10 protein-coding genes are annotated in these 19,406 nt (G+C 62.6%); 9 read left to right on the forward strand and 1 reads right to left on the reverse strand.

Going from position 1 to position 19,406, the window contains the following annotated elements; all coding sequences use genetic code 11:
- Positions 1-55 precede the first annotated feature (55 nt).
- From rpoB to XI06_RS23115, 4 genes are all read left to right on the forward strand, one after another.
- Entirely contained in the window at positions 56-4,180 is a 4,125-nt protein-coding gene (gene rpoB / locus XI06_RS23100) for a DNA-directed RNA polymerase subunit beta (protein ID WP_237873569.1), read from the forward strand.
- 129 nt (positions 4,181-4,309) lie between these two features.
- Complete coding sequence (rpoC, locus tag XI06_RS23105; protein WP_237861434.1) at positions 4,310-8,506, forward strand: DNA-directed RNA polymerase subunit beta'; 4,197 nt, start codon at positions 4,310-4,312, stop codon at positions 8,504-8,506.
- Between the two features lie 192 nt (positions 8,507-8,698).
- A complete protein-coding gene (locus XI06_RS23110) occupies positions 8,699-10,762 on the forward strand; it encodes an FAD-dependent oxidoreductase (RefSeq protein WP_237873568.1) in 2,064 nt (687 codons plus the stop codon).
- Between the two features lie 135 nt (positions 10,763-10,897).
- Positions 10,898-12,928 carry an ABC transporter ATP-binding protein gene (locus tag XI06_RS23115; protein WP_237873566.1) on the forward strand — a complete coding sequence of 677 codons (2,031 nt, stop codon included), beginning with the start codon at positions 10,898-10,900 and terminating at the stop codon, positions 12,926-12,928.
- Here the strand turns inward: XI06_RS23115 and XI06_RS23120 are convergent.
- Positions 12,847-14,094: an FAD-dependent oxidoreductase gene (locus XI06_RS23120; RefSeq protein WP_237873563.1), complete on the reverse strand. Its 1,248-nt coding sequence runs from the start codon at positions 14,092-14,094 to the stop codon at positions 12,847-12,849. The two genes, XI06_RS23115 and XI06_RS23120, sit on opposite strands and share 82 nt — an antisense overlap.
- Positions 14,095-14,767: 673 nt before the next feature.
- Here XI06_RS23120 and rpsL point away from each other — a divergent pair.
- The 5 genes from rpsL to rpsJ all read left to right on the forward strand — a co-directional run bounded on the left by rpsL (position 14,768) and on the right by rpsJ (position 19,353).
- Positions 14,768-15,139 (forward strand): 30S ribosomal protein S12, encoded by a 372-nt coding sequence (rpsL, locus tag XI06_RS23125; protein ID WP_007603006.1) that lies wholly within the window; start codon positions 14,768-14,770, stop codon positions 15,137-15,139.
- Between the two features lie 15 nt (positions 15,140-15,154).
- Positions 15,155-15,625 carry a 30S ribosomal protein S7 gene (rpsG, locus tag XI06_RS23130; RefSeq protein ID WP_008136420.1) on the forward strand — a complete coding sequence of 157 codons (471 nt, stop codon included), beginning with the start codon at positions 15,155-15,157 and terminating at the stop codon, positions 15,623-15,625.
- Between the two features lie 33 nt (positions 15,626-15,658).
- Positions 15,659-17,731: an elongation factor G gene (gene fusA, locus XI06_RS23135; protein ID WP_237861441.1), complete on the forward strand. Its 2,073-nt coding sequence runs from the start codon at positions 15,659-15,661 to the stop codon at positions 17,729-17,731.
- Positions 17,732-17,771: 40 nt separating this feature from the next.
- Entirely contained in the window at positions 17,772-18,962 is a 1,191-nt protein-coding gene (gene tuf / locus XI06_RS23140; protein ID WP_057745503.1) for an elongation factor Tu, read from the forward strand.
- An 82-nt stretch (positions 18,963-19,044) separates the two neighbouring features.
- Positions 19,045-19,353 carry a 30S ribosomal protein S10 gene (gene rpsJ, locus XI06_RS23145; protein WP_002712302.1) on the forward strand — a complete coding sequence of 103 codons (309 nt, stop codon included), beginning with the start codon at positions 19,045-19,047 and terminating at the stop codon, positions 19,351-19,353.
- Positions 19,354-19,406: the final 53 nt, after the last annotated feature.

A 19,406-nucleotide genomic window follows, 5' to 3' on the forward strand; every position in this document is an offset into this window, starting at 1 on the left:
GCAGCTGCGTTCCGGACGGTTCGCCCAGAGCGGGCGACGAAAATGAGAGGCCACGATGGCGCAGCAGACATTCACCGGTCGCAAACGCGTTCGCAAGTTTTTCGGACACATCAAGGAAGTCGCCGAGATGCCGAACCTCATCGAGGTTCAGAAGGCGTCCTATGACCAGTTCCTGATGGTCGATGAACCCGCGGGCGGGCGCCTCGACGAGGGCCTGCAGGCTGTGTTCCGTTCCGTGTTCCCGATTTCCGACTTCTCGGGCACGTCGATGCTGGAATTCGTCCGCTACGAGTTCGAGCAGCCCAAGTATGACGTCGACGAGTGCCGCCAGCGCGGCATGACCTTCGCTGCCCCCCTCAAGGTGACGCTGCGCCTCATCGTGTTCGATATCGATGAAGAAACCGGCGCGAAGTCGGTCAAGGACATCAAGGAGCAGGACGTCTACATGGGCGATATTCCGCTCATGACGATGAACGGCACCTTCATCGTGAATGGCACCGAGCGCGTCATCGTCTCGCAGATGCATCGTTCGCCGGGCGTGTTCTTCGACCACGACAAGGGCAAGACCCACTCCTCGGGCAAGCTGCTGTTCGCTGCCCGCGTGATCCCGTATCGCGGCTCCTGGCTCGACATCGAGTTCGACGCCAAGGACATCGTCTATGCGCGTATCGACCGTCGCCGCAAGATTCCGGTGACGTCGCTGATGTTCGCCCTCGGCCTCGACGGCGAGGCGATCCTGTCCACGTTCTACAAGAAGATCCTCTACAAGCGGACCAAGGAAGGCTGGCGCGTTCCGTTCGACGCCAACCGTTTCCGCGGTTACTCGACCATCAACGACCTGATCGACGCCGACACCGGCAAGGTCGTGCTCGAGGCCGGCAAGAAGCTCACCGTTCGCGCCGCCCGCCAGCTCCAGGAGAAGGGGCTCAAGGCGCTGCGTCTGTCGGATGAGGAACTCGTCGGCAATTACCTCGCCGAGGATCTCGTCAACCCGAAGACCGGCGAGATCCACGCCGAAGCCGGTGAAGAAATCACCGACAAGTCGATGAAGGCCCTCAACGAGCACGGCTACAAGGAACTGCCGCTGCTCGACATCGACCACGTCAATGTCGGCGCCTATATCCGCAACACGCTCTCGGCCGACAAGAACATGACGCGTGAAGACGCGCTGTTCGACATCTACCGCGTGATGCGCCCGGGCGAGCCGCCGACGCTGGATTCGGCGCAGGCGATGTTCCAGTCGCTGTTCTTCGATGCCGAGCGTTATGACCTCTCCGCGGTCGGCCGCGTCAAGATGAACATGCGCCTCGATCTCGATGCGCCCGACACCCAGCGCACGCTGCGCAAGGAAGACATCCTCTGCGTCATCAAGACGCTGGTGGATCTGCGCGACGGCAAGGGCGAGATCGACGACATCGACCATCTCGGCAACCGCCGTGTGCGCTCGGTCGGCGAGCTCATGGAGAACCAGTACCGCATCGGCCTCCTGCGTATGGAGCGCGCGATCAAGGAGCGCATGTCCTCGGTCGACATCGACACGGTCATGCCGCAGGATCTGATCAACGCCAAGCCGGCGGCTGCCGCCGTGCGCGAGTTCTTCGGCTCCTCGCAGCTTTCGCAGTTCATGGACCAGACCAACCCGCTGTCGGAGATTACCCACAAGCGCCGCCTCTCGGCACTTGGACCGGGCGGTCTGACCCGCGAGCGCGCCGGCTTCGAGGTGCGCGACGTGCATCCGACGCATTACGGCCGCATCTGCCCGATTGAGACGCCGGAAGGTCCGAACATCGGTCTGATCAACTCGCTCGCCACCTTCGCGCGCGTGAACAAATACGGTTTCGTCGAGACGCCGTATCGCAAGGTCAAGGACGGTCGCGTCACCGACGAGGTCGTGTATCTCTCGGCGATGGAAGAAGGCCGCTACTCGGTCGCCCAGGCCAACGTGCCGGTCGACGCCAAGGGCCGCTTCACTGAAGACCTCGTGGTCTGCCGCGCGAGCGGTACCCGCGACGTCGTGCCGATGACGCCGGACAAGGTCGACTACATGGACGTGTCGCCGAAGCAGCTCGTTTCGGTCGCCGCGGCGCTGATCCCGTTCCTCGAGAACGACGACGCCAACCGCGCGCTGATGGGCTCGAACATGCAGCGCCAGGCGGTGCCGCTGGTTCGCGCCGAGGCGCCGTTCGTCGGCACCGGCATGGAAGGCGTGGTTGCGCGTGACTCGGGTGCTGCGATCGCGGCGCGCCGTTCGGGCGTGATCGACCAGATCGACGCGACCCGCGTCGTTATCCGCGCCACCGAAGATCTCGATCCGACCAAGTCGGGCGTCGATATCTACCGTCTGATGAAGTACCAGCGTTCCAACCAGTCGACCTGCATCAACCAGCGTCCGCTGGTGAAGGTCGGCGACACCGTCAAGAAGGGCGACATCATCGCCGACGGTCCGTCGACCGATCTCGGCGAGCTCGCGCTCGGCCGGAACGTGCTCGTCGCGTTCATGCCGTGGAACGGCTACAACTTCGAAGACTCGATCCTGCTCTCTGAGCGGATCGTGAAGGAAGACGTGTTTACCTCAATTCATATCGAAGAATTCGAGGTGATGGCCCGCGACACCAAGCTCGGACCTGAGGAAATCACCCGCGATATTCCGAACGTCTCGGAAGAAGCGCTGAAGAACCTCGACGAAGCCGGCATCGTCTACATCGGTGCAGAAGTGCGCGCCGGCGACATCCTGGTCGGCAAGATCACGCCGAAGGGCGAAAGCCCGATGACGCCGGAGGAAAAGCTCCTGCGCGCCATCTTCGGCGAAAAGGCCTCCGACGTTCGCGACACCTCGCTGCGCGTTCCCCCGGGCGTGCAGGGTACGATCGTGGAAGTCCGCGTGTTCAACCGCCACGGCGTCGACAAGGACGAGCGTGCGCTGGCGATCGAGCGGGAAGAGATCGAGCGTCTGGCCAAGGACCGCGACGACGAGCAGGCGATCCTGGACCGCAACGTCTACAACCGTCTTGCCGAGCTCCTCGAGGGGCGGCAGGGCATTGCCGGTCCCAAGGGCTTCAAGAAGGACACCAAGATCACCCGTGCGGTGCTCGAGGAGTACCCGAAGTCGCAGTGGTGGCTGTTCGCTTCGCCGAACGACAAGCTGATGGCCGAGATCGAGGCCATGCGGAAGCAGTACGACGAGTCGAAGAAGGGGCTCGAGCAGCGCTTCCTCGACAAGGTCGAGAAGCTTCAGCGCGGTGACGAATTGCCGCCCGGCGTGATGAAGATGGTCAAGGTCTTCGTCGCGGTGAAGCGCAAGATCCAGCCCGGCGACAAGATGGCCGGCCGCCACGGCAACAAGGGCGTGGTGTCGAAGATCGTGCCGATCGAGGACATGCCGTTCCTCGAAGACGGCACGCACGCCGACATCGTGCTCAACCCGCTGGGCGTGCCCTCGCGCATGAACGTCGGACAGATCCTCGAGACGCATCTCGGCTGGGCTTGCGCCGGCCTCGGCAAGCGTATCGGCCAGACGGTCGATGCTTATTTGTCGAAGCAGGACATCAAGCCGCTGAAGGAAACCTTGAAGAAGGTCTACGGCGAGGACGAGACGATCAAGACGCTCAACGACAGCGAGCTGCTTGAACTCGGCCACAATCTGAGCCGCGGCGTGCCGATCGCAACGCCGGTGTTCGATGGCGCCAAGGAGACCGACATCGAGGAGATGCTGAAGCTGGCGGGTCTGGACGCATCGGGTCAGTCGACCGTCTATGACGGCCGCACCGGCGATGCATTCGATCGCAAGGTGACGGTGGGCTACATCTACATGCTCAAGCTGCACCATCTCGTGGACGACAAGATCCACGCGCGTTCGATCGGTCCGTACTCGCTCGTCACCCAGCAGCCGCTGGGCGGCAAGGCGCAGTTCGGCGGCCAGCGTTTCGGCGAAATGGAGGTGTGGGCGCTCGAAGCTTACGGCGCGGCCTACACGCTCCAGGAAATGCTGACCGTGAAGTCGGACGACGTCGCCGGCCGTACCAAGGTGTACGAGGCGATCGTGCGTGGCGACGACACCTTCGAGGCCGGTATTCCGGAATCGTTCAACGTGCTGGTCAAGGAAATGCGCTCGCTCGGCCTCAACGTCGATCTGCACAATTCCAAGATCGGTCCGGCACCGACGTCGGAAGCGGCCGAGTAACACGACCTTTCATGCCCGGCCTTCGCGGCCGGGCATTGGCGCCCCTCCCGATGCCTTGAGGGCAGGGCGCCCCGCTCGAGTGATTTTCGAATTTGCGGCCGGAGGCGACCGGTACGCGAGGAGAAGACGATGAACCAAGAAATTATGAATCTCTTTAACCCGACGACGCCGGCTCAGGTCTTCGACCAGATCCGGATCTCGATCGCGTCCCCGGAGAAGATTCTGTCCTGGTCCTACGGCGAGATCAAGAAGCCGGAGACCATCAACTACCGTACCTTCAAGCCCGAGCGCGACGGCCTGTTCTGCGCCCGCATCTTCGGACCGATCAAGGACTACGAGTGCTTGTGCGGCAAGTACAAGCGCATGAAGTACAAGGGCATCATCTGCGAGAAGTGCTCGGTCGAGGTCACGCTGTCGCGCGTTCGGCGCGAGCGCATGGGCCACATCGAGCTCGCGGCGCCCGTTGCTCACATCTGGTTTTTGAAGTCGCTGCCCTCGCGCATCGGCCTTTTGCTCGATATGACGCTGAAGGATCTCGAGCGGATCCTCTACTTCGAATACTACGTCGTGCTTGAGCCGGGCCTGACCGCGCTGAAGGACCGTCAGCTGCTGTCGGAAGACGAGTATCTGAAGGCGCAGGACGAGTACGGCCAGGATTCCTTCACCGCCATGATCGGCGCCGAGGCGATCCGCGAGCTGCTCAAGGGCATGGACCTCGAGAAGCTCGAGCTGTCGCTGCGCGCCGAGATGCAGGAGACCGACTCCGACATCAAGCACAAGAAGCTCGCCAAGCGTCTGAAGATCGTCGAGGCCTTCCGCCACTCCGGCAACAAGCCGGAATGGATGATCCTGACTGTCGTTCCCGTGATCCCGCCGGACCTGCGTCCGCTGGTGCCGCTGGACGGCGGCCGCTTCGCGACCTCGGATCTCAACGACCTCTACCGCCGCGTCATCAACCGCAACAACCGCTTGAAGCGGCTGATGGAGCTGCGCGCGCCCGACATCATCATCCGCAACGAGAAGCGCATGCTTCAGGAAGCGGTCGACGCGCTGTTCGACAACGGCCGCCGTGGCCGCGTCATCACGGGTGCCAACAAGCGCCCGCTGAAGTCGCTCGCCGACATGCTCAAGGGCAAGCAGGGTCGCTTCCGTCAGAACCTGCTCGGCAAGCGCGTCGACTATTCAGGCCGTTCGGTGATCGTGGTCGGTCCCGAGCTGCGCCTGCATCAGTGCGGCCTGCCGAAGAAGATGGCGCTCGAGCTGTTCAAGCCGTTCATTTATTCGCGGCTTGACGCCAAGGGCCTGTCCACCACCGTGAAGCAGGCGAAGAAGCTGGTCGAGAAGGAGCGGCCCGAGGTCTGGGACATCCTGGACGAGGTGATCCGCGAGCATCCCGTGCTGCTCAACCGCGCGCCGACGCTGCATCGTCTGGGCATCCAGGCGTTCGAGCCGGTACTGATCGAGGGCAAGGCGATCCAGCTTCACCCGCTGGTCTGCTCGGCGTTCAACGCCGACTTCGACGGCGACCAGATGGCCGTGCACGTTCCGCTGTCGCTTGAAGCGCAGCTGGAAGCGCGCGTCCTGATGATGTCGACCAACAACATCCTGCATCCGGCGAACGGCCAGCCGATCATCGTGCCGTCGCAGGACATCGTGCTCGGTCTCTACTACGTCTCGATCATGCGCGAAGGCCTGCCCGGCGAGGGCAAGCTGTTCGGCGACATGGCCGAGCTCGAGCACGCCCTGCATGCGAAGGTCATCCACCTCCACACCAAGATCAAGTATCGGTGGGAAGGCATGGACGAGACCGGCAAGATCTCCAAGCGCTGGATCGAAACCACCGCCGGCCGCGTCATGCTCGGCAATCTGCTGCCGAAGAACCCGCGCATCTCGTACGAGATCATCAACAAGCTGATGACCAAGCGCGAGATCTCGGGCGTCATCGACCAGGTCTACCGTCACTGCGGCCAGAAGGAGACTGTGATCTTCTGCGACCGCATCATGGCGCTCGGCTTCTACAACGCGTTCAAGGCCGGCATCTCGTTCGGCAAGGACGACATGGTCGTTCCGCACTCCAAGTGGAAGATCGTCGACACCACTCGTACGCTGGCGAAGGATTTCGAGCAGCAGTACAATGACGGTCTGATCACCCATGGCGAGAAGTACAACAAGGTCGTCGACGCCTGGTCGAAGGCCACGGAAGAAATCGCCAAGGCGATGATGAAGGAGATCTCCTCCACCAAGAAGACGGCGGCTGGAGCCGATGCCGACATCAACTCGATCTACATGATGGCTCACTCCGGTGCCCGCGGTTCGCCGGCCCAGATGCGCCAGCTTGCCGGCATGCGCGGCCTGATGGCCAAGCCGTCGGGTGAGATCATCGAGACGCCGATCATCTCGAACTTCAAGGAAGGCCTCTCGGTTCTCGAGTACTTCAACTCGACCCACGGTGCCCGTAAGGGCCTCGCGGACACCGCGTTGAAGACCGCGAACTCCGGCTACCTGACCCGTCGTCTGGTCGACGTCGCGCAGGATTGCATCATCACGCAGTCCGACTGCGGCACGAAGCTCGGCATCAAGATGCGCGCCATCGTCGATGCCGGCACCGTGGTCGCTTCGCTCGGTTCGCGCATCCTCGGACGCACGGCCTGCGAAGACGTGAAGGACGCTTCGGGCAAGGTGATCATCAAGCGCGACACGCTGATGGAAGAGAGCCATCTGGACGCCATCCAGCAGGGTGGTGTGCAGGAGGTGAAGATCCGCTCGGCGCTGACTTGCGAACTCGTCAACGGCATCTGCGGCAAGTGCTACGGCCGCGATCTCGCTCGCGGTACGCCGGTCAACCACGGCGAAGCGGTCGGCGTCATCGCGGCGCAGTCGATCGGCGAGCCGGGCACCCAGCTGACCATGCGCACCTTCCACATCGGTGGTGCGGCGCAGCTCAACGAGCAGTCGTTCGTCGAAGCCAATTTCGACGGCAAGATCGTGATCCGGAACAAGGCCATCGCCCGCAACAGCGAAGGTCACCTGGTCGCGATGGTCCGCAACATGGTGATTGCGATCGTCGATGCCGACGGTACCGAGCGTGCGACGCACCGTATTCAGTACGGCGCGCGCCTGCACGTGGACGAGGGCGACATGGTCAAGCGTGGCCAGCGCATCGTCGAGTGGGATCCGTACACCCGTCCGCTTCTCACCGAAGTGGAAGGCACCATCGGCTTCGAGGATCTGGTCGAAGGCCAGTCGATCTCGGAAACGCTGGACGAGGCCACCGGTATCGCCAAGCGCGTTGTCATCGACTGGCGCTCGACCCGCGGCGGCTCGGACCTGCGTCCGGCCATCGTGGTCAAGGGCAAGGACGGCAAGGTGCTGAAGCTCGCCCGTGGCGGCGATGCCCGCTACATGCTGTCGGTCGACGGCATTCTGTCGGTCGACGTCGGAGCCAAGGTCAACCCGGGCGACATCCTCGCCCGTGTCTCGACTGAAAGCGCCAAGACGCGTGACATCACCGGCGGTCTGCCGCGGGTGGCGGAACTGTTCGAGGCACGGCGTCCGAAGGATGCGGCGATCATCGCCGAAATCGCGGGCACCATCCGGTTTGGACGCGACTACAAGAACAAGCGTCGCATCTCGATCGAGCCGATGGACAAGACCGACGAGCCGCGCGAGTACCTGATCCCGAAGGGTAAGCACATCCACCTTCAGGACGGCGACATCGTCGAAAAGGGCGACTTCATCGTGGAAGGCAACCCGGCGCCGCACGACATCCTTGCGGTCAAGGGCATCGAGGAACTGGCGGCCTACCTGGTCAACGAGATCCAGGAGGTCTACCGGCTCCAGGGCGTGCTCATCAACGACAAGCACATCGAGGTGATTGTCCGTCAGATGCTCCAGAAGGTGGAAGTCACCGACCAGGGCGACACGGACATGATCTCCGGCGAGCAGGTCGACAAGATCGAGTTCGACGCGCTCAACGAGAAGGCCAAGGAAGAGGGCAAGAAGCCCGCCACTGGTACGCCGGTTCTGCTCGGCATCACCAAGGCGAGCCTGCAGACCCGCTCCTTCTTCTCGGCGGCCTCGTTCCAGGAGACCACCCGCGTCCTCACGGAGGCGGCGGTCAACGGCAAGGTCGATCCGCTCGAAGGCCTCAAGGAGAACGTCATCGTCGGCCGGCTGATCCCGGCGGGCACCGGCGCCTCCATGGCCAAGATCCGCGAAGTCGCGATGAAGCGCGACAAGCTGATTCTCGACGAGCGCGAGAAGCAGGCGGCCGTTGTGTCGCCCGCCCCGGAAGCGGAGCTTCCTGCGCTGCCGCCCGCGGAATGATCGTTCATCCGTAGGATTACTGAGGACAATGAAAAGGCCGGCGAAAGCCGGCCTTTTTGCTGCTTTGTTTGCCTGTTGCGATGCGGGATCAACCTTTGTTCATCTTTCCTTCAGGCGCAAAAGCGCTTCTGCTAAGGGAACTTAGACCGGTGGTCCCGTGACGGGGGCAGGGCCGGAGACCACGGAACTAACATGCTTGATCTCGCAATCGTTGGCGGCGGCCCCGGCGGGCTGATGAGTGCTTGGTACCTGAAGCGTAAGCTTGGCGACCTCTGCCGCATCACCATCTTCGAGGCCTCCGACCGGCTCGGCGGCAAGATCGTCACGCGCAAATTCGATTCTGCGCCGGCGATGTACGAGGCCGGCGTCGCCGAGATCTACGACTACTCGATGACGGGTCCAGATCCGCTGCGCGAGCTGATCCAGCATTTCGGCCTGCAGACCATTCCGATGGACGCCGAACAGGTCCAGTTCGGCGGCGAGCTGCTCGACGACGTCGCCGGCATGCGCCGCAAATATGGCGCCAAGACCGCGGCGGCGATCGAAGCGTTCCGCAAGCGTTGCGCCGACGCGATGTCGCCGATCGAGTATTACGAAGGCGTCGGCGCCCACGACAACGAGAACCCCTGGGCCTACAAGACTGCCGAACAGGTGCTCGACGAGGAGGTCAAGGACGAGATCGCCAAGCGCTTCTTCAAGGTGATGGCGCGCTCGGATATCGCGACGGAGAGCCACAACACCAACGGCCTCAACGCGCTCAAGAACTACCTGATGGATGTCGACGGTTATATCGGTCTCTACTCCATCCAGAATGGCAACGAGCAGCTGATCGAATGCCTGCAGTCGGAGGTCAACGCCGACATCCAGCTCAATCATCGCGTGCTCGCCGTCGGCAAGGCGTCGACCGGCCGCTATCAGCTCAAGATGATGAACGGGAAGGGGCCGGAGACGCGCGACTTCGATCTCGTGCTGGTCTGCCTGCCGCATTCCTGGCTCTCCACGATGGGGTGGGAAGGCGAGCAGCTGCGCAAGTCGATGGTCAAGCACGTCTCCTATTTCGATCGTCCGGCGCACTATCTGCGCGTCTCGATCCTGTTCGACTCTCCGTTCTGGGGTGAAAAGATTCCCGGCGCCTGGTTCATGTCGGAAGCCTTTGGCGGCTGCTGCGTCTACAACGAGGGCGCGCGCCACGACGTCGGCAAGCACGGCGTCTTGAACTGGCTCATTCCCGGTTCCGATGCGCTCGCCTTCGCCAATCTGTCGGATCAGGAGTTGATCGACGCCGCGCTGAAATCGCTGCCGGCCTCGCTCGGGGACGCGCGTGCGCACTTCATGGAGGGCAAGATCCACCGCTGGCTGTCGTCGGTGAACGCGATACCGGGCGGTCTGCCCGTGCGCGACGTCATGACCAACCACCGGCCCGAGCCGAAGGAACATCCCGGCATCGTCGTGGTCGGCGATTACCTGTTCGACTCCACCCTGAACGGCCTCCTCGATTCCTCGGACGCAGCGACCGACATCATCCTGACCGAGATGATGCGCCTGCGCCGTGAGCGCGCGCAGGAAGAGGGCGAGCCGATCTCCGACAAGATCGACCGCGACTATTTCGAGAACTATCGCGGCCTCGGCCCCTATAGCGAAACGTGGAGTCATTTCACCGATCCCGACTATCTGACCAAGCTGATCGGCATCGTCTGGGGCAAGGTCAAGGGCGCCAAGCTTCTGGTCGCGGGCTCCGCCAGCGGCGAGCTGGTCGGCGCGCTGCGCGATCGCGGCATCGATGCCTGGGGCATCGAGAACAACCGTGCGATCCACGCCAAGACGCCGAAGGCGCTGAAGAAGTACAACAAGCTCGGCTCGATCACCGACATGCCGTTCAAGGATGGCAGCTTCGACTTCGTGTTCGAGACCAGCCTCTGCCACGTCGCCCCGAAGCAGGTGGTCCGTGCGATCCGCGAGCTCAACCGCGTGGTCAAGACCGGCCTCGTGTTCGGCTCTGTCACCTCGGACATGGCATCAGCCGTGATCGACCGCTACGACCTCTTGCGCGGGGTCAAGAAGCTCGGCACCTGGTGGGAATGGTCCGAGCTGTTCTTCGGCAACGGCTTCGATCTGTCGATGCACCGCAAGGACTGCACCGACGCGCTCTGGACCGCGACGCTCGCCGCGGGCAAGGGCCCAGGGCAGTGGTACGCCGACGCCGACAGCTTGCGCTATTCCTTCTTCGACAAGGTCGAGGACGAAGACGACGACTAAGCATCACAGGGCGGATGAATTCGCCAATTGTTTTGCCGAATTCATCCTGATCGCATAGAATCGGTGCAAGTAGCGGCTTCCGCTATTTCCCTGCTTTCTCTGCGGTCATGCCGGCCGTCAGCATCGGTTGGTTTCATGGCGTCCAGGCCTCTCTCTCCCGACAAACAGAAGCTCGCCGCGCAAGAGGCGACCGAGCTCGACGACAAACTCGCCTCCAGCGCCAAGCCGGACCTCGAAGACGACGAGGACGACGAAGACGAGGATGATGACGAGCTTGATCTCGACGACGACGATGATGACGAGGACCTCGTCGTCTTTACCGCGCGCGAAGCCGCCGGCGCGCTTGCGACCATCCTGGGTTTCGTCAAGCCTTTCCTGTCCAACTACAAGCGCATCCTGGGCTATGTGGCGTTCGGCGTTCTGGTCGAGACGCTGTTCAACGTCATCATGCCGCTCAGCTTGAAGTTCCTGATCGACGACGCGCTCGGCGAGGAGGATTTCCAGGCGCTGTACAAGATCCTCGGCGTGCTCGCGGTCGCCGGCATCTTCACCTCGATCGTCGCGGTCTGGTACGAGCGCTGGGACGCGCGGCTGGCAGCTTCCGTGATCTCCGATGTCCGCAAGCGCCTGTTCGAGCACGTCCAGGACCTGCCGGCCGCCTATTTCGGCCGCACCAAGCGCGGCGAGATCCTGTCGCGCTTCTCGGTCGACCTCTCGGCCTTCGAAGGCTCGGTCAAGTCGTTCGCCAACAGCGCCGCGCTGCCGTTCCTGGAATTGATCGCGGGCATCATACTGATGTTCTTCCTGAACTGGCAGCTCGCCCTCGTCGCGCTGCTGGTGTTCCCGATCACGCTGATCGGCCCGCGCATCCTGACGCCGAAGGCCGTGCAGGCCAATTACGAGCAGAAGCTCAACGAAAGCGCGCTGCTCGGCATGGTGCAGGAGAACGTGGCGGCGCAGGCCGTGATCAAGGCGTTCAGCCTGCAGCGCAAGATGTTCGGTTTCTTCACCTTCCGCAACGATGCGACCCGCAACAGGATCGCGGCCGCCGGCTTCCTGTCGACGATGGTGGAGCGCACCGTCACCATCTCGGTGCTGTTGTTGCACCTCGTCGTGCTTGCCATCGGCGCCTATCTGGCGACCAAGGGCCAGATCACCATCGGCACCTTCGTCACTTTCGAGAGCGCGTTCTGGGAGGTTTCCTACAACATCGCCCATGTGATGCACTTCATCCCGGTGTCGATCTCCTCGGCCGCCGCGATCCGCCACATGCAGGAGTTGCTGGACGAGCCCACCCGTGGTGCCGATCGTCCCGGCGCGCCCGATCTGCCGCGCATCACCCACGACATCACCTTCGACCACGTGACGTTCCAGTACGAGGGCGCGCAGACCCCGGTGCTGGACAATCTCAGCCTCAAGCTCAATGCCGGCAAGCGCATCGCCATCGTCGGCCCATCGGGCTCCGGCAAGAGCACGCTGCTCAACCTGATCTTGCGGCTCTACGTGCCGGACGAGGGCCGCGTCACCATCGACGGCGTCGACGTCCGCAAGGTGACGCTGGATTCGCTGCGCCGGAGCATGGCGGTGGTGTTTCAGGAGAACATGCTGTTCAACATGTCGATCCGCGAGAACATCCGGCTCGGCAAGGAGGGCGCGACCGACGATGAGGTGGAGGAGGCGGCCAAGAAGGCCGAGATCCACCGCTACATCATGAGCCTGCCGCAGCGCTACGACACGCCGGTCGGCGAGCGCGGCGATACGCTGTCCGGCGGTCAGCGCCAGCGCATTGCGATCGCACGCGCGGTCATCCGCAATCCCTCCGTGCTGCTGCTGGACGAGGCGACCTCGGCGCTCGACCAGACCACGGAGGCCGCGATCAACCGTACATTGCTGAAGGTCGCCAAGGGCCGCACCCTGATCTGGTCGACCCATCGCTTGACCTCTGTGGTCGAGATGGACGAGATCATCGTGATTTCAGGGGGCAGGGCGATCGAGCGCGGTTCGCATGCGGAGCTGCTCGCCAAGAATGGCACCTATCGCAAGCTGTGGAACGACCAGATCCACCAGCCGAACGGCGTGGCCGCTCAGGCCGACGACGACAGCGATGATGACGAGGACGATGAGGACCTCGACGAGGATGATGAGGACGAGGACGACGAGGAGTGACCGAGGAAGTTCGGCTCCAGATGGAGTACCCCTCCCAGCCGCCGCAATAATCCCTGGGTCGACCACGCCGTGAAGCGCGCCCAGCGCTGCGCCGTCCAGTAGGGGCTCGTCGCAATCGATACCGAGCGGAAGCCGAATGCTTTTGCCGCCGACCATTCATCGCAGGCTCGCTTGACAGGATCGTTGTAGAAGGCCGCGATCTTGTTTGCATCCATCCCGTCGGACGCTAGCCATTGCGGGATGTGGACGTTGCAGAGCCGCTCGACATCCGTGAACACCTTGTCGCAGCCTGTGCCGGCGGCCGGGCAGGAGGTCGCGAAGGCATCGCCTGCCAGCACCACGCCCGGCTGATGGCTGGAATCGTTCACGTAGAGATCGACCGGGCGAATCTTCACCTCGCCCATGATGTCGAAGGCGCCGGTGATGCGCTTCAGCCGGGGCAGGGCGGCATTCAAAGTCTCGGCCGGCGCGCGGCGGAGCTCGCGCAGCCAGGGATCGTCGAAGTTGCGATACACGAACAGGTTGGCCCGCATGCGCGTGCCGATCGGAAACAGTGAGATGTAGGCAATACGGTCGTTCGGCCGTTCGGAGAAATAGGTCAGCGCCGGGAAGTCGAACGCGTTCCGTCCGGCCGGCGCCACATCGAAGCCGATCGAGATCGAATGGCAGGCGCTGATGATGTTTCTGGTGATGCCAAGCTGATGCCGCAGACCGACGTTCAGGCCGTTGGCGAGCACGACCAGGCGGGCCGAAACCGTCTCGTCATTGGCGAGCGCGATTCTCTGCCGCTCGGAGCTGGTCTCGACCGATACCGCCTTGGTCCAGATTCGCTCGACAGTGTCGGGAATCTCGTCGCGGATCGCATTGACCAGGGAATCATAGAGGATGTTGAACTGCCGGCTCGGCGCCTTGTCGAGGAGATGGCCGAACCGTGCGATCCAGTTCTCGCCAGAGAAAGTCGCGCGGCGCAGGACTGAGTCGGCGATTCCCGTTCGCTGGAATCGCTCGACCTGCAGGTGACCACTGAGCTTCTCGACGCGAAAATCGCCCGGATAGGTCTCGTGCGGGTCGATCATGACAGCCGAAATGCCGGCGCGCCCAAGCATTGCGGCGGCGGTCGAACCGGCAAGTCCCCCGCCAATGATGGCAATATCGGTATACCGCATGGCGCTTGTCTCTGCCCGGAGGTGGCAGATTGACGCATCAAGAGGAAAAAAAGCCTTAGCATTGGTTATAAAAGTACATTTCATCCGGGTAAAAATTGGAGTGAGGCTGGCAGAGCAGGGGCCTCGCCCCCATATTCAGGACGCACCGTAAGGGCGCCAGGCAGGCAATTTCTGAAGGTGCGAGAAGCGCTTTGTGACTGTCGTTTCGCCTTGACTTGAGCGAGTCTCACTTATAGAAAGCGCCTCACTTAACGACAGGCGGTGAGCATCGCCAACGTCGGAACGGGCCACCCGTTTGATCCCGAAGGGGTCGCAAAGACGGGCACCAACCTCGACGAATGCCGCTCAAACGCTGTCGATAATAGCTAGGCAATGCCAGTGCGATTTTAGGTCTTCCGAGCTTGTTCTCGTGAGGCCGAATTCGGATGCATGACCTCAGTGCGCGGGCCGCGGCTTTACGCTGATCGGCCGCAATACTGCGGTCCTCTGTGGCGTCGAAGCGCTTTCCACTCAGCGATGGGCGGTTGGCGCGATTTCGCTTTGTGCGGATTGTTCCCGTGCGAAGCGGGCCTCGTCGGGCGGGTAGCGCGACAAGAATTTGCGGTCCCGGAAACGGGCTCGCGGCAAGACAGCGGACCCGCAAGGGGCTGCGATAACAAAGGGTAAGGCCAGGATGCCGACGATCAACCAGCTGATCGCTCAACCGCGTGAAGTGCAGAAGTCGCGCAAGAAGGTGCCAGCGCTGCAGCAGTCGCCGCAGAAGCGTGGCGTTTGCACGCGCGTCTACACCACGACCCCGAAGAAGCCGAACTCGGCGCTTCGTAAGGTCGCCAAGGTGCGTCTGACCAACGGTTTCGAGGTGATCGGCTACATCCCGGGTGAAGGCCATAACCTTCAGGAGCACTCGGTGGTCATGATCCGCGGCGGCCGCGTCAAGGACTTGCCCGGCGTGCGCTACCACATCCTCCGCGGCGTTCTGGATACCCAGGGCGTCAAGAACCGTAAGCAGCGTCGTTCGAAGTACGGCGCGAAGCGTCCGAAGTAAGCGGGAACCAGCTCAATGTCTCGTCGCCACTCAGCGGAAAAGCGCGAAGTTCTTCCCGATCCGAAGTTCGGGAACATCATCGTCACGAAGTTCATGAACTCGGTGATGTACGCCGGCAAGAAGTCGGTCGCGGAAGGCATCGTCTACGGTGCGTTCGGCATCATCGAATCCAAGACCAAGCAGAACCCGCTCGGCGTGTTCGAGCAGGCGCTCGAAAACGTCATGCCGACGATCGAAGTGCGCTCCCGCCGCGTCGGCGGTGCGACCTATCAGGTTCCGGTCGAAGTTCGTTCGACCCGCCGTCAGGCGCTGGGCATTCGCTGGCTGATTTCGGCTGCGCGCGAGCGCAACGAGAAGACCATGACCGAGCGGCTCTCGGCTGAGCTCCTGGACGCATCGAACAACCGTGGCAACGCCGTCAAGAAGCGTGAAGACGTGCACCGGATGGCGGAAGCCAACCGTGCCTTCTCGCACTATCGCTGGTAACGGCGAAACAAACGGACTCGCAAGGAACACCCCATGCCCCGCCAACATGCCATCGAAGACTACCGCAACTTCGGTATCATGGCCCATATCGACGCCGGCAAGACGACGACGACCGAGCGCATCCTCTATTACACCGGCAAGAGCCACAAGATCGGCGAAGTGCACGAAGGTGCCGCGACGATGGACTGGATGGAGCAGGAGCAGGAGCGTGGCATCACGATCACCTCGGCTGCGACCACCGCGTTCTGGGCCGGCAAGCGCCTGAACATCATCGATACTCCCGGCCACGTCGACTTCACCATCGAAGTCGAGCGTTCGCTGCGCGTGCTCGACGGCGCCGTCTGCGTGCTCGACTCGAACCAGGGCGTTGAGCCCCAGACCGAGACCGTCTGGCGCCAGGGCGACAAGTACAAGGTTCCGCGCATCGTCTTCGCCAACAAGATGGACAAGACCGGCGCCGACTTCTTCAAGTGCCTGGCCGACATCGTTGACCGCCTCGGTGCCAAGCCGATCGCGATCCAGCTTCCGATCGGTGCCGAGAACAACTTCAAGGGTCTCGTCGACCTCGTGAAGATGAAGGGCATCGTCTGGAACGACGAGTCGCTCGGCGCGAAGTTCGACTATGTCGACATTCCGGAAGACATGGTCGATCAGGCCAAGGAATACCGCGAGAAGATGGTGGAAGCCGCCGTCGAGCTCGACGACGACGCCATGGCCGCCTATCTCGACGGTAAGGAGCCTGATGAGGCGACCCTGAAGCGCCTGCTGCGCAAGGCGGTGCTGACCGGTGCGTTCTATCCCGTGCTGTGCGGCTCGGCCTTCAAGAACAAGGGCGTGCAGCCGCTGCTCGACGCCGTCGTCGACTATCTGCCGTCGCCGATCGACGTGCCCGCGATCAAGGGCACCGACGACAGCGGCAACGAAGTCGTGCGCAGGGCGGACGACAAGGAGCCGCTCGCGCTGCTCGCGTTCAAGATCATGGACGACCCGTTCGTCGGCACCATTACATTCTGCCGCATCTACTCCGGCGTTCTGCAGAGCGGCACCGGCGTCGTGAACTCGACCCGCGAGAAGAAGGAGCGCATTGGGCGCATGCTGTTGATGCATGCGAACAACCGCGAAGACATCAAGGAAGCCTATGCCGGCGATATCGTCGCGCTGGCCGGCCTGAAGGAAGCGCGCACCGGTGACACGCTGTGCGATCCCGACAAGCAGGTGGTCCTGGAGAAGATGGAATTCCCCGAGCCGGTCATCGAGATCGCGATCGAGCCGAAGTCCAAGGCCGACCAGGAAAAGCTCGGCGTGGCGCTGGCCAAGCTCGCTGCGGAGGATCCGTCCTTCCGCGTCTCGACCGACCAGGAGTCCGGTCAGACCATCCTCAAGGGCATGGGCGAACTCCATCTCGACATCAAGGTCGACATCCTCCGCCGTACCTACAAGGTCGACGCCAACATCGGCGCGCCCCAGGTTGCGTTCCGTGAGCGCGTCACCAAGAAGGCCGAGGTCAAGTACACCCACAAGAAGCAGACCGGTGGTACCGGTCAGTTCGCCGAAGTGTCGATCGTCGTCGAGCCGAACGAGCCCGGCAAGGGCTACGAGTTCGAGTCGAAGATCGTTGGTGGCGCGGTGCCGAAGGAATACATCCCCGGCGTCGAAAAGGGCCTCAACAGCGTGATGAGCTCTGGCGTGGTCGCGGGCTTCCCCGTGGTCGACGTCAAGGTTCAGCTCGTCGACGGCAAGTATCACGACGTCGACTCGTCGGCGCTCGCCTTCGAAATCGCATCGCGCGCGGCTTTCCGCGAAGCGCTGCAGAAGGGCAAGTCCGTCCTGCTCGAGCCGATCATGAAGGTCGAAGTGGTGACCCCGGAAGACTATACCGGTTCGGTCATTGGCGACCTGAATTCCCGGCGCGGTCAGATCCAGGGCCAGGACATGCGCGGCAACGCCAACGTCATCAACGCGATGGTGCCGCTCATGAACATGTTCGGTTACGTGAACAACCTGCGCTCGATGAGCCAGGGGCGCGCGACCTTCACCATGCAGTTCGATCACTACGCAGAAGCGCCGGCTAACGTGTCGGCAGAAGTCCAAAAGAAGTTTGCCTGATTGTCGTCGGTCTAAAGCTGACGATTGAACGGAGAGTCAAATGGCCAAAGCAAAGTTTGAACGTACCAAGCCGCACTGCAACATCGGCACCATCGGTCACGTCGACCATGGCAAGACGTCGCTGACCGCGGCGATCACCAAGGTTCTCGCCGAAGCCGGGGGTGCGACGTTCACCGCGTACGACCAGATCGACAAGGCGCCGGAAGAGAAGGCGCGCGGCATCACCATCTCGACCGCGCACGTCGAGTACGAGACGCCGAACCGCCACTACGCGCACGTCGACTGCCCCGGCCACGCCGACTACGTGAAGAACATGATCACCGGCGCCGCACAGATGGACGGTGCTATCCTGGTCGTGTCGGCTGCTGACGGCCCGATGCCGCAGACCCGCGAGCACATCCTGCTCGCCCGCCAGGTCGGCGTGCCCGCGCTCGTCGTGTTCCTCAACAAGTGCGACATGGTCGACGATCCGGAACTGCTCGAGCTCGTCGAGCTCGAAGTCCGCGAGCTGCTCTCGAAGTACGACTTCCCGGGCGACAAGATCCCGATCATCAAGGGTTCGGCTCTCGCCGCCCTCGAAGACTCGGACAAGAAGCTCGGCCACGACGCCATCCTCGAGCTGATGAAGAACGTCGACAGCTATATCCCGCAGCCGGAGCGTCCGATCGACCAGCCGTTCCTGATGCCGGTTGAAGACGTGTTCTCGATCTCGGGCCGCGGCACCGTCGTGACCGGCCGTGTCGAGCGCGGCGTCGTCAAGGTCGGCGAGGAAATCGAGATCGTAGGTCTCCGCGCCACCCAGAAGACCACCGTCACCGGCGTCGAAATGTTCCGCAAGCTGCTCGATCAGGGCCAGGCCGGCGACAACATCGGTGCGCTGCTCCGCGGTACCAAGCGTGAAGACGTCGAGCGCGGCCAGGTGCTCTGCAAGCCGGGTTCGGTCAAGCCGCACACCAAGTTCAAGGCTGAGGCTTACATCCTCACCAAGGAAGAGGGCGGTCGTCACACCCCGTTCTTCACCAACTATCGTCCGCAGTTCTACTTCCGCACCACCGACGTGACCGGTGTCGTGCATCTGCCGGAAGGTACCGAGATGGTGATGCCGGGCGACAACATTGCGATGGAAGTGCACCTGATCGTGCCGATCGCGATGGAAGAGAAGCTCCGCTTCGCGATCCGCGAAGGCGGCCGCACCGTCGGCGCCGGCGTCGTCGCTTCGATCATCGAGTAATTACGAGAATAGGGATCGGCGAGTAGCGAATGGACACATTCGCTATTCGCTATTCGCCACCCAACGAAGAGAGACCACGGCAATGAACGGCCAAAATATTCGCATCCGTCTCAAGGCGTTCGACCATCGTATCCTCGATACGTCGACCCGCGAGATCGTGAACACGGCGAAGCGCACCGGTGCGCAGGTCCGCGGACCCATTCCGCTACCCACCCGCATCGAGAAGTTCACCGTCAACCGTTCGCCGCACGTTGACAAGAAGAGCCGCGAACAGTTCGAGATGCGCACTCACAAGCGCCTGCTCGACATCGTCGATCCGACCCCGCAGACCGTCGATGCTTTGATGAAGCTCGACCTGGCCGCCGGTGTCGACGTCGAGATCAAGCTCTAAGATTTTTGGATCACGTTCGCACCTCGCGGACAGAAAGAACAGGAAGCACGCCG

Origin of the sequence: Bradyrhizobium sp. CCBAU 11434, from assembly GCF_028128895.1 — a bacterium.
Classification (GTDB): domain Bacteria; phylum Pseudomonadota; class Alphaproteobacteria; order Rhizobiales; family Xanthobacteraceae; genus Bradyrhizobium; species Bradyrhizobium zhengyangense.

Bases quoted from the DNA above. Each gene is read 5' to 3' on its own strand.
- rpoB (WP_237873569.1), top strand. From the start codon at position 56: ATGGCGCAGCAGACATTCACCGGTCGCAAACGCGTTCGCAAGTTTTTC.
- rpoC (WP_237861434.1), top strand. From the start codon at position 4,310: ATGAACCAAGAAATTATGAATCTCTTTAACCCGACGACGCCGGCTCAG.
- XI06_RS23110 (WP_237873568.1), top strand. From the start codon at position 8,699: ATGCTTGATCTCGCAATCGTTGGCGGCGGCCCCGGCGGGCTGATGAGT.
- XI06_RS23115 (WP_237873566.1), top strand. From the start codon at position 10,898: ATGGCGTCCAGGCCTCTCTCTCCCGACAAACAGAAGCTCGCCGCGCAA.
- XI06_RS23120 (WP_237873563.1), bottom strand. From the start codon at position 14,094: ATGCGGTATACCGATATTGCCATCATTGGCGGGGGACTTGCCGGTTCG.
- rpsL (WP_007603006.1), top strand. From the start codon at position 14,768: ATGCCGACGATCAACCAGCTGATCGCTCAACCGCGTGAAGTGCAGAAG.
- rpsG (WP_008136420.1), top strand. From the start codon at position 15,155: ATGTCTCGTCGCCACTCAGCGGAAAAGCGCGAAGTTCTTCCCGATCCG.
- fusA (WP_237861441.1), top strand. From the start codon at position 15,659: ATGCCCCGCCAACATGCCATCGAAGACTACCGCAACTTCGGTATCATG.
- tuf (WP_057745503.1), top strand. From the start codon at position 17,772: ATGGCCAAAGCAAAGTTTGAACGTACCAAGCCGCACTGCAACATCGGC.
- rpsJ (WP_002712302.1), top strand. From the start codon at position 19,045: ATGAACGGCCAAAATATTCGCATCCGTCTCAAGGCGTTCGACCATCGT.